This is a genomic window from Streptomyces cinerochromogenes (assembly GCF_014648635.1).
Lineage (GTDB): Bacteria > Actinomycetota > Actinomycetes > Streptomycetales > Streptomycetaceae > Streptomyces > Streptomyces cinerochromogenes.
The window spans coordinates 43,476-53,851 of sequence record NZ_BMRM01000030.1; the positions used below are offsets into that span (position 1 = coordinate 43,476).

Here is a 10,376-nt window from a genome sequence, read left to right on the forward strand (position 1 = left end):
TCCCGGGCCCGATGGCCACCCATTCGGCAAGGTCGGTGAGACATCGTTGTGACGACAGGAGCCGATCCCCACAAGCGGAAGCAGGAATTCCACCGGGTGCTGTCCGAGGGGCCGTACGGGTGGATTCGCGAAGTACCAGGTCAGAGACGCGGACCGGCCGACCCCCCGACTGCCAGGGGATCGGCCGGAAAATCCGTGTACGACACACCTCGATACGAGGAGATCTCACACAGATGATGGATCACGGATCGGCCGAATGATCCATACAGAGTGGATCAGGCTTTCGATCACGCGGGGTCCGTCACGCCGGGTCGGTCACGCCAGGGCGACGAGATCCGCGTAGCCGGCCCCCCACAGGTCCTCGACGCCGTCCGGGAGCAGGATGATCCGCTCCGGCTGGAGCGCCTCGACGGCCCCCTCGTCGTGGGTGACGAGGACGACCGCGCCCTTGTAGGTGCGCAGGGCGCCGAGGATCTCCTCGCGGCTGGCGGGGTCCAGGTTGTTGGTCGGCTCGTCCAGGAGCAGCACGTTCGCGGAGGAGACGACCAGGGTGGCCAGGGCGAGGCGGGTCTTCTCGCCGCCGGAGAGGACCCCGGCCGGCTTGTCGACGTCGTCGCCGGAGAACAGGAACGACCCGAGCACCTTGCGGACCTCGACCAGGTCCATGTCGGGGGCGGCCGAGCGCATGTTCTCCAGGACCGTGCGGTCGGCGTCCAGGGTCTCGTGCTCCTGCGCGTAGTAGCCGAGCTTGAGGCCGTGACCGGGGACGACCTGGCCGGTGTCCGGCGTCTCCACGCCCGCGAGCAGCCGCAGCAGCGTGGTCTTGCCGGCGCCGTTGAGGCCGAGGATGACGACCCGCGAGCCCTTGTCGATGGCGAGGTCGACGTCGGTGAAGATCTCCAGCGAGCCGTACGACTTCGACAGGCCCTCGGCGGTCAGCGGGGTCTTGCCGCAGGGCGCGGGCTCGGGGAAGCGGAGCTTGGCGACCTTGTCCTGCATCCGCACCGCCTCCAGGCCCGCGAGGAGCTTGTCGGCACGCTTGGCCATGTTCTGCGCGGCGACCGTCTTGGTCGCCTTGGCCCGCATCTTGTCGGCCTGCGAATGGAGGGCCGCGGCCTTCTTCTCGGCGTTCTGCCGCTCGCGCTTGCGGCGCTTCTCGTCGGCCTCACGCTGCTGCTGGTAGAGCTTCCAGCCCATGTTGTAGACGTCGATCTGGGCGCGGTTGGCGTCCAGGTAGAACACCTTGTTGACGACCGTCTCGACCAGGTCGACGTCGTGGGAGATCACGATGAAGCCGCCGCGGTAGGTCTTCAGGTAGTCCCGCAGCCAGATGATCGAGTCCGCGTCGAGGTGGTTGGTCGGCTCGTCGAGCAGCAGGGTGTCGGCGTCCGAGAAGAGGATCCGGGCCAGCTCGATACGGCGGCGCTGACCGCCGGAGAGCGTGTGCAGCGGCTGGCCGAGCACCCGGTCGGGCAGGTTCAGCGCGGCGGCGATGGTGGCGGCCTCGGCCTCGGCGGCGTACCCGCCCTTGGTGAGGAACTCCGTCTCCTGGCGCTCGTACTGCTTCAGGGCCTTCTCGCGCGTGGAGCCCTTGCCGTTCGCGATGCGCTCCTCGTTCTCGCGCATCTTGCGGATCAGCACGTCCAGGCCGCGCGCGGAGAGGACGCGGTCGCGGGCGAGGACGTCGAGGTCGCCGGTGCGGGGGTCCTGCGGGAGGTAGCCGACCTCGCCGGAGCGGGTGACGGTGCCGGAGGCGGGGATGCCTTCACCGGCGAGGACCTTGGTGAGGGTGGTCTTGCCCGCGCCGTTGCGGCCGACGAGGCCGATGCGGTCACCCTTGGCGACACGGAAGGTGGCGTTCTCGATGAGGACGCGCGCACCGGCGCGCAGCTCGATACCGGAGGCGGAGATCAAGGACAGACTCCAGGGCGTACAGGGAGATTGGCGGGTGGGCGGCTGAGGACGTTCCCGCCGTCTAATGCGCGAGGAGAATGGCCATGGGGACCAGTCTAACGGGGGCGTGCAAGGGCTTTTCCTGCGTCCGGGCGCCGCGGCCGGCGCCCGGGCCGCGAGCTGGGCAGATCGTTGCCCAGCGGGGTGCGGCCGGGCGCGATCCGGCCCAGGTCGTCCAGGGCCACGAGCTGGCCGGTCCAGGCGGAGTCCGCGCACGGCTGGGCCAGGAGCAGGGCCGTGCCCCGCCACAGGGCGCTCTCCGGCCGGAACGCGCAGCCCGTGCGGGCGGGCAGCACCCAGCGCAGGTCCCCGTCGGCGGTGCGGTACGCGGTGACCCGGCGCGGGGTGACGACCGCCAGGATGCCGCGGCCGAGGGGGCGCAGCACGCCGGTGCCGCCCTGGGCCGGGAGCCACTCGGCCGCGTCGGGCAGCGCCCGGTGCCAGCGCACGGACCGGCCGTCGGTGTCGGTGAGCAGCCCGTCGTCCCAGAGCGCGATCACCTCCCCGCGGGCGGGGAGCACGGCGAGCGGGCGGTGCCCCGCGCGCGCGTAGCGCCACCGCAGCGCGCCGGTACGGCTGTCGAAGCCGGCCACGGCACCGGCGTGCGCCCGCGCCGCCCACTGACCCGGCCCGGGTTCGCCCTGCGCGCGGTTCAGCAGGCGGTCGCCGTAGGGGGCGGGCCTGAGGTGGCGGGCCGCCCCGAGCAGACCGAGCGCGAGGACCGCGACGAGGAGGCCGGCGGCGGCGCGGCGGAGCAGGGCGGGGGTGCGGGGCCGGGCGGGCGGGCCGGCCCCGCGGGGGCGGGCTGCGACGGGCCGGCGGGGGCGGGCTGCGGCGGCGCGGCGGGGGCCGCCCGCGGCGGTCGGGCGGGGGGAGTGGGGTGGAAGCGCCACCTTGCCCCCTCCTGGTCTCCGCCGTCCGGATCAGGCGCCGAGCGTAGTCACCGCCGGCCGGGCCGGCGGGCTGTCCCGGCAGGTGCGGACGGGATGTCCCCCGTTCGGCGGTTCGCCCGGCGGCGGGGTTCCGGGAGCCTTCCGCCGGGGCGTTGTCGGTGGCGGCTGCGAGACTCGCAGACGCATGGCGGAACCGGTGCACGAAGGAGTGATCGGCATGGCGGGCACGGGCGGCGGCGCACGGCCGGGCATCTGTCCCACGCTGCTGTACGCGGACGCGAGGGCGGCGATCCGGCAGCTGACGGAGGCCCTGGGCTTCACCGAGCTGTCGGTGTACGAGACGGAGGACGGCACGGTGATGCACGCCGAGCTGGTCCAGGGCAACGGCGCGGTGATGATCGGCTCCAAGGGCCGCGGCGGTGTCTTCGACACGGTGATGAAGGACGCCGGACCCGCCGGGGTGTACGTCGTGGTGGACGACGTGGACGCGCACCACCAGCGGGCCGTCGAGCACGGCGTGGAGATCCTGGTGCCCCCGACGGACCAGGACTACGGCTCGCGGGACTACATGGCCCGGGACGCCGAGGGCAATGTCTGGAGCTTCGGGACGTACGCCCCCGACCTCGGCGTCTGAGCCGCTCCGCCGCGCTCCTCCCCCCTCCTGTACCGCTCGGCCTCCGGCTCAGCCGCCGGTGTGCACCTGGAACGCGGCCCGGCGGACGGCCTTGGCCAGGGCCGGGTCGGGGTGGGCGGCGGCGAGCGCGACCAGGACCTGCACGGTGCGCGGGTGGCCGACGGCGCGGACCTCGTCGAGCAGCTGGGGCACGGTGGGCTGCACGGCGGACTCCAGGTGCCGGACCAGCATCGGCGCCTCGCCGTGGTCGGCGACGGCGGCGGCGGTGTCCACCCACAGCCAGGTGGCCTCCTCCCGGGTGAGCACCTCGTGGGCGTCCTCCGGGTCGATCCCGTCGTGCTCGGCGAGCCACAGCAGCGCGTACGGCCGCAGCGCCGGCTCGTCCACGACGGACCGTACGTCGGGCTCGGCGGGGGCCCCGACGACGCGCAGCGCCTCGAAGGCCAGGCCGCGCAGCAGGGCGTCGTCGCCGCGGGCGGCGCCGATCAGCTCGGTGACAGCGCTGCCGACGGGGCGCGCGGCGAGCCAGGCGCGGTACTCGGCGCGGGCCGCGTTGGGGCGGAGCTGGGCGCAGCCGCGGAGCATGTCCTCGGCGGACTGCTCGATGTTGCCGGCGGGGCTCTGCGCGGCCACGCAGATCTGCTCCAGCTTGACCCAGACCGCCCAGCTGCCCAGCGGGGTGAGCGTGGCCTGGCCGTCGCCGTAGGTGAGGGCGCCGACGGCGGCGAGGGCGCTCAGCGCCCAGTCGAGCAGCGGGGCGAGCGGGGCGTCCTCGGCGGGTGCCGGGTCCGCGGGGACCGGGGATCCGGCGGGCTCGCCGGTGCCGGGCTCGTAGGAGACCTCGCAGCGTTCGGTGCGCAGTTCGGTGACCCGCTGCTGGAGCAGGTCGAGCAGCTGTTCGACCGGGACCGGGCCGGCGGACAGCTGGAGGAAGGAGAGCACCTGGGGCATGGCCGAGACGACCTCGGCGACGGCGGCCGGTTCGTGCCCGTCGGGTTCCGGGCAGGCGAGCGACCAGGCGTCGAAGAGCGCGACCCAGCCGCGCAGTACGGCGCTGTCGTCGCGGTCCCAGGCGCGCAGCCGCCAGCCGGGACGCGCGCTGTCGCCGTGCACCTCGACGAGTCCGGCGAGGCGGGCGGTGTCCCAGTCGGCGCGCACCTGAGCGGCGGTCAGGCCCAGTTCGGCGGCGGCGCGTTCGGCGGTGGCGGCGGAGAGGGTGGCCTTGCCGTCGGTGGTGGCACCGGTGCGGCCGGGGCCGAGGGCGGCGTCGGCCCAGCGGGCGACGCGGGCCGCGCCGGCCAGCCTGGTGCGGGCCATTCCGGCCAGTTCGGCCGGGGCGGGTGTGCCCTCCGGCGGCCGGGGTGCGGGGCGCTGTGGGCGCCGCTGGTTCACAGCTCTGGGGGCGGCGGCCAGGGGTCGCGGTCGGACGAGTCGGAGCCTGGAGTCGCGCGGGATACGGGACGTCACGGGTGCAGTCTTCCGGTTGACGGTCCGAAAACCCAAACGGAATGTCACGGCGGGCTACCGGGCTGGCCAATGCACGGGGCGCGGGACGGGCCGGAGCGACGCGATCGCGCCAACCGTACGGCCTGAAACGGAATGCTTCGTGCCGGTGTCGGCCGGATGCGGTCCGGGGGCGGGGCCCGGGGGCCGGGGGTCCGCCTGTCCGGGGTCCGGGGTCCGGGTGTCACATCAGCGGGGTCAGGAACCGGCGCAGCTGTTCCTCGTACTCCCCGGGGTCCGCGTTCCACATGGCCCCGTGCGGGGCGTGCGCGACGGTGTGCAGGGAGACGAGGTCGGCGCGGCGGCGGGCGAGCCTGCGGGAGAACTCGTAGGGGGCGACCTGGTCGTCCGGGCTGTGGCAGATCAGGGTGGGCACCCGCAGCCGGGCGGCGTCGGCGGTCCCGGCGGTCCCGGCGGTCCCGTCGGCGTACAGTCCGGCCCGGCCCTGCGCGGCCCGCACGGCGAGCGGCAGCAGCGACGACGGCGTGTGCCGGGCCCGGGCCAGGGCGCGCAGCGTGGCCTCCCAGCTGAGCACCGGCGAGTCGAGGACGAGCCCGGCGACGCGGTCGCGGACGGCGGAGCGTTCGGCGGCGCGCAGGACCATGGTGGCGCCGGTGGACCAGCCGAGCAGGACGACCCGGCGGGCGCCGTGGCGCAGGGCGTAGCGGATCGCCGCCTCGACGTCCCGCCACTCGGTCTCGCCGAGGTGGTTCAGCCCGTCCGGCGGACGCGGGGCGCCGAGGTCGCCGCGGTAGGCGAGGGCGAGGACCGGCAGCCGGCGGCCGTGCAGGAAGCCCATGACGTTGAGGACGTGTTCCCGGGTGGTGCCGAGGCCGTGGACGGCGATCACCCAGGTGTTCCGGTCGCCGGGCACGAACCAGGCGGGCAGGGATCCGAGTTCCCCGGGCACGTCGACGTCGGCGTGGTCCAGGCCGAGGGCGGCGCCGGGGTCGCCGACGTACAGGTTCGGGGTGAGCCACACCGCGTCGCCGGGGGCGAGGGTGCCGTGGGTGACGCGTTCCAGGCGGCGTACGACGGTGTCGGCGGTGTGCTCGGCGGCCTCCAGGACGGGGCCGACGACCGCGTGGGAGCCGTCACCGGCCAGTCCGTAGGTGCCGGGGCGCAGCGCGGCCAGGTCACGGGTGAGCGTGATCCGGCCGGCGGCCGTGCCGTGCACGGTGAGGCGGGGCTCGGTGGGCAGCGGACGCCCCGCGGGCGCCTTCAGCGCGGCGGCGCTGGCGAGCCGGCCGGCGACCACGGAAGCCGTGCCGGCCGCCAGGACGGCGGTGAGTGCGGTGGCGGTCGCCTTTGCGGTGCGCACGGGTCCAGTGTCGGCGCGGACCGGGCCCCCGGCCAGTGGAAGCGGGGGGCGCCGGGCGCCGGTGCGGCGGATCGGGCCCGGCCGGCTCGCACCGGTGCGACGGAGCAGGTCGAGCGGAGCGGTCAGGGATCGGGGCGGGTTGTTGCGGGGCACGGGGTCACCTCCGTTGGCCGTACCCCTTCAAGCGTTCCCCGGCCTGCGTCAGTTGTGCCTCCGTGAGCAGGGACGGTGTCAGGCCCGGCACCGAGGACGCCGTCAGCCACAGCCGGCACATCCACTCCAGCTGGGCGGTGCGGTCGTAGGCCTGGTCGAGGGTGGCGCCGTAGGTGATCGTGCCGTGGTTCTGCAGCAGGCAGCCGGAGCGGCCGGCGAGGGCGCGGAGCATGTTCCCGGCCAGTTCGTCGGTGCCGTAGGTGGCGTAGGGGGCGACCCGTACGGGACCGCCGAGGGCGCCGGCCATGTAGTGGACCGGGGGCAGCTCGGGCACGAGCGTGGAGACCGCGGTCGCGTGCACGGCGTGGGTGTGGACGACGGCACGGGCGTCGGTGGTGCGGTAGACGGCGAGGTGCATGGGCAGCTCGCTGGTCGGGACGAGCGTGCCGAGCACCTGGCGTCCGGTGAGGTCGACGCCGGTGATGTCGGCGGGGGTGAGCCGGTCGTAGGGAACGCCCGAGGGGGTGACCAGCACCAGGTCCCCGATGCGGGCGGAGACGTTGCCGGAGGTGCCGACGACCAGTCCGTCGGCGACGGTGCGGCGCGCCGTCGCGACCAGTTCCGCCCAGAGCCGTGCCTCGTCCTCGTGCCCGTCGTCCGTGTGCAGAAGCGGTTCAGCCATGCGGTGATCCTGCCAGCCGGGGGCGCGGGGAGCGGGCGGGGGCGGCGGCTTCCGCGCGGAGACCGTGCGGAGAGCACACGGCCGAACGGGCGGATTCTACGACTGAACATCCAAAACCGCACCATATCGTCACCCATGCGGTGATCTCCGGGCTTTTCAATGGTCCCTCTTGCCCACTGGACGACCGCCGCCGCCCGCGAGGGCGAGGGCTGTCGCCGTCCGCGACCCCGGGGAGACGCATGGCCCGTGAACGCACCCTCGCCCGCCGCCGCGCCGCGGTTCTCACCGCGGCCACGGCGGCCCTCACCCTCGCGGGCCCCGCACCCGCGTGGGCCGCACCGACCGCACCGACCGGGCCGGCCGCACCGCCTGCGTCCGCACCGGCGGCGTCCGCACCGGCGGCGTCGACACCGGCGGACTCCCCGCAGCCGACCGGACCGCTGCGACCGGACGCCGCCACGGAGCCGGACGCGGCGGGGCCGGACGCCGCCGCGGCGCCGGAGGCGGCGGGGCCGGACGCGGCCGGGCTGCTGAGGGTCGGCGCCGGGCTGCCCCGGGGGCATGACGTGTCGTCGCACCAGAAGCGGGTCGACTGGGCCGCCGCCCGGGCCAGGGGCGCCCGGTTCGCGTACATCAAGGCGACCGAGTCCACGGACTACCGCAACCCCTACTTCCCCGGGCAGTACACCGGCGCCCGCGAGGCCGGCCTGATCCGGGGCGCGTACCACTTCGCGCGGCCCGACCGGTCCTCCGGGGCCCGGCAGGCCGCCTACTTCGTGCGGCACGGCGGGGACTGGCGGGCGGACGGCTGGACGCTGCCGCCCGCGCTGGACATCGAGTACAACCCGTACGACGCGCGGCACAAGTGCTACGGGCTGGGCAGGAACCGGATGGTCCGCTGGATCCGGTCGTTCAGCGACGAGATCAAGCGGGAGACCGGCCGCCGGCCGGTGATCTACACCACAGCCCAGTGGTGGAGGCTGTGCACCGGGAACAGCCGCGCCTTCTCCTCCACGCACGCCCTGTGGATCGCCCGTCACGGCACCTCGCGGCCGGGCACCCTGCCCGGCGGCTGGCGTTACTGGACGTTCTGGCAGTACGGCACCAAGGGCCGGCTGCCGGGTGACCAGAATCTCTTCAACGGCTCCCTGAGCAGGCTGCGGGTCCTGGCCCGGGGCCGGTAGCCAAGGGGCGCCTGGGCCGGGAGAGCAAAGCGGAACCTCGTACGCGCGTTACGGACATCCCCACGCCCGCCTCAGTTCATCTTGCGTTCACCCAGGTTGCCTACGTTCATCCAGCCAATGACCTCGAACGATTGCCTGGGTAAATGGAAAGCTTCTCGCTGATCCTCGCGATAGTGGTGATAACCGCTCTCGCGTTCGATTTCACGAACGGTTTCCACGACACCGCGAACGCGATGGCCACCACCATCTCCACAGGCGCCCTGAAGCCGAAGATCGCGGTTGCCATGTCCGCCGTCCTCAATCTTGTGGGCGCCTTCCTCTCCGTGGAGGTCGCGAACACGATCTCCAAGGGTCTCGTCGACGAGACCGGCATCCGTCCCGAGGTCATCTTCGCCGCCCTGGTCGGCGCGATCCTCTGGAACCTGCTGACCTGGCTGGTGGGCCTGCCGTCCAGCTCCTCGCACGCCCTGATGGGCGGCCTGGTGGGCGCCACCGTCGCCTCCGCCGGCTTCGGCGCCGTCCACGGTGACGTCCTCGTCACCAAGGTGCTGCTCCCGGCCGTCGCCGCGCCGGTCGTGGCGGGCCTCGCCTCGCTGCTGGCCACCCGGTTCTCCTACGGCATCGGCGGCACCGCCGACGGCGAGGCCACCCGCAAGGGCTACCGCGCCGGCCAGATCGCCTCCGCCGGCCTGGTCTCCCTCGCGCACGGCACCAACGACGCCCAGAAGACGATGGGCATCATCACCCTCGCCCTCGTCGCGGGCGGCTCGATCGCCCCCGGCTCCAACCCTCCCACCTGGGTGATCCTCTCCGCCGGCCTGGCCATCGCGCTCGGCACCTACATCGGCGGCTGGCGCATCATCCGCACCATGGGCAAGGGCCTGACCGACCTGGAGCCGCGCCAGGGCTTCGCCGCCCAGACCAGCGCCGCGACCGCCATCCTGGCCTCCTCCCACCTCGGCTTCTCCCTCTCCACCACCCACGTCGTCTCCGGCTCGGTGATGGGCGCGGGCCTGGGCCGCAAGGGCGGTGTGGTCCGCTGGTCCACCGCGACCCGCATGTTCGTCGCCTGGGCGCTCACCCTCCCGGCCGCCGCGCTGGTCGGCGCGGGCGCCGAGTCCGTCACCGACCTGGGTGACTGGGGCACCGCCGTCGTCGCCGTCTTCCTGATCGCCGCGTCCGCCGCGATCTGGAAGATCTCCCGCCGCGAGGTCGTCGACCACACCAACGTGGTCGAGGAGACCGACGAGCCGGCCGGTGTCGTCACCGCCGCCATCGCCGCCGTGACCCCGCCCCCGGTGGGCACGGTCACCGAGGACCTGACGGCCACCATCCCCGCCCCGGTGACCCTCTCCGCCCCGGCCGCCGAACCGGCCCCCGCCGCCCCGGCCACCCCGCCGGCCGCCGCGGTCTGACCCCGAGCACACGGTTACGAGAAAGCAGCTCCGACATGAAGATCGACTGGGCAGCCCTGGGCTCCGTGTTCGGCGTCAGCCTCGGGGTCACCGTGGCCCTGGTGACCCTGTTCACCCTCGGCATCGCGGGCCTGAACCGGCGCGAGAAGGCCACGGCGCAGGGCGGCTCCGCCGCGCTCGCCGTCACCGGCGCCTACCTCTGCTTCGCGGCCTGCGCGGCGGCGGTGGCGTACGGCATCAACCTGATCGTGGCCAAGGCCTGACCACGCACCACCGGAGGCTCCCTGCGCACGCCGCGCAGGGAGCCTCCGCCGTACCCGGGCACACCCCGCACGCCCGGCGGTGTGGGGATCGGCACACTCTCCCCACGCAGGTCAAAGGCAAGTTGACGGCCGTTCCGGGCGCGTGGTGGACTGCCCAGGCCATCTACGGCGGCAGGAGAGGAAGCCGGTGCGAATCCGGCGCGGTCCCGCCACTGTCACCGGGGAAGAACACCCCGGGAGCCAGGAACTCTCACCGCCGGTACACGTCGAACCAGGGCGCGGACACCCTGAGTGAGGACACATATCGCCATGCTCGGCTGCCGATCGAGGACCAGCACCAGGCCTACCGGGACCGTTCCTGCGCCCACGGCCGGC

9 protein-coding genes and 1 riboswitch are annotated in these 10,376 nt (G+C 74.1%); of the genes, 4 read left to right on the forward strand and 5 right to left on the reverse strand.

Annotation, left to right across the window (positions count from 1 at the left end):
- Positions 1 to 315: 315 nt before the first annotated feature.
- Positions 316 to 1,914: an ABC-F family ATP-binding cassette domain-containing protein gene (locus tag IEZ20_RS36910; RefSeq protein ID WP_189307038.1), complete on the reverse strand. Its 1,599-nt coding sequence runs from the start codon at positions 1,912 to 1,914 to the stop codon at positions 316 to 318.
- Positions 1,915 to 2,009: 95 nt separating this feature from the next.
- Positions 2,010 to 2,846 (reverse strand): hypothetical protein, encoded by an 837-nt coding sequence (locus IEZ20_RS36915; protein WP_229896452.1) that lies wholly within the window; start codon positions 2,844 to 2,846, stop codon positions 2,010 to 2,012.
- 217 nt (positions 2,847 to 3,063) lie between these two features.
- On the opposite strand from IEZ20_RS36915, the gene IEZ20_RS36920 reads away from it, so the two are divergent.
- Positions 3,064 to 3,480: a VOC family protein gene (locus IEZ20_RS36920; RefSeq protein ID WP_229896453.1), complete on the forward strand. Its 417-nt coding sequence runs from the start codon at positions 3,064 to 3,066 to the stop codon at positions 3,478 to 3,480.
- Positions 3,481 to 3,528: 48 nt separating this feature from the next.
- Here IEZ20_RS36920 and IEZ20_RS36925 read toward each other — a convergent pair whose 3' ends face one another.
- The 3 genes from IEZ20_RS36925 to IEZ20_RS36935 form a co-directional block, all read right to left on the reverse strand.
- Entirely contained in the window at positions 3,529 to 4,947 is a 1,419-nt protein-coding gene (locus IEZ20_RS36925) for a hypothetical protein (protein ID WP_189307043.1), read from the reverse strand.
- Positions 4,948 to 5,167: 220 nt separating this feature from the next.
- A complete protein-coding gene (locus IEZ20_RS36930; RefSeq protein ID WP_189307045.1) occupies positions 5,168 to 6,304 on the reverse strand; it encodes an alpha/beta hydrolase in 1,137 nt (378 codons plus the stop codon).
- A 157-nt stretch (positions 6,305 to 6,461) separates the two neighbouring features.
- Positions 6,462 to 7,139, reverse strand: coding sequence for a class II aldolase/adducin family protein (locus tag IEZ20_RS36935; RefSeq protein WP_189307047.1), 678 nt, complete (start codon positions 7,137 to 7,139; stop codon positions 6,462 to 6,464).
- 239 nt (positions 7,140 to 7,378) lie between these two features.
- Between IEZ20_RS36935 and IEZ20_RS36940 the strand changes: the two genes are divergently transcribed.
- From IEZ20_RS36940 to IEZ20_RS36950, 3 genes are all read left to right on the forward strand, one after another.
- On the forward strand, positions 7,379 to 8,323 hold the full coding sequence (locus tag IEZ20_RS36940) for a lysozyme (protein ID WP_229896454.1): 945 nt from the start codon (positions 7,379 to 7,381) through the stop codon (positions 8,321 to 8,323).
- A gap of 143 nt (positions 8,324 to 8,466) precedes the next feature.
- Entirely contained in the window at positions 8,467 to 9,738 is a 1,272-nt protein-coding gene (locus IEZ20_RS36945) for an inorganic phosphate transporter (RefSeq protein WP_189307049.1), read from the forward strand.
- Positions 9,739 to 9,773: 35 nt separating this feature from the next.
- On the forward strand, positions 9,774 to 10,001 hold the full coding sequence (locus IEZ20_RS36950) for a hypothetical protein (protein ID WP_189307050.1): 228 nt from the start codon (positions 9,774 to 9,776) through the stop codon (positions 9,999 to 10,001).
- A 128-nt stretch (positions 10,002 to 10,129) separates the two neighbouring features.
- A riboswitch (cobalamin riboswitch) is annotated at positions 10,130 to 10,271 on the forward strand.
- Positions 10,272 to 10,376 lie beyond the last annotated feature (105 nt).